Genomic DNA, 253 nt, shown 5'->3' with positions numbered 1-253 from the left:
CGGGTGCTGATAGAGGCGCGATCTTTGGGGTAGGGTCAGACTCCCAGTTTCGCCCTCAACCAGCGAGCCCCCATCATGGAAGCATCCGTTACCCCAAAATCGGGTAGGTAGGCGCGCCCGATGGCAAACCCGACCGCGGGGAGCTCAGCAACATCCGGCACCAGTAGATACATGGGTTCGTATGCGGGCTGAAACTTTGCTTTAAACCTCGCTAACGACCTGAACCCATAGACCGGCTCCAGCATGCGCCCAA

The 253-nt window shown here is 58.9% G+C and carries 1 protein-coding gene; it reads right to left on the bottom strand.

The genetic code is table 11. The annotated features are described in order from the left end of the window. Nucleotides 1-35: 35 nt before the first annotated feature. A partial coding sequence (locus QP381_RS09250) for a phosphatidylglycerol lysyltransferase domain-containing protein (RefSeq protein WP_285068731.1) occupies nucleotides 36-253 on the bottom strand: 218 nt, incomplete at its 5' end.

Origin of the sequence: Pauljensenia sp. UMB6358 (assembly GCF_030216865.1) — a bacterium.
GTDB classification, from domain to species: Bacteria; Actinomycetota; Actinomycetes; order Actinomycetales; family Actinomycetaceae; genus Pauljensenia; species Pauljensenia turicensis_A.
This window is presented reverse-complemented; position numbering and strand designations above follow the sequence as displayed.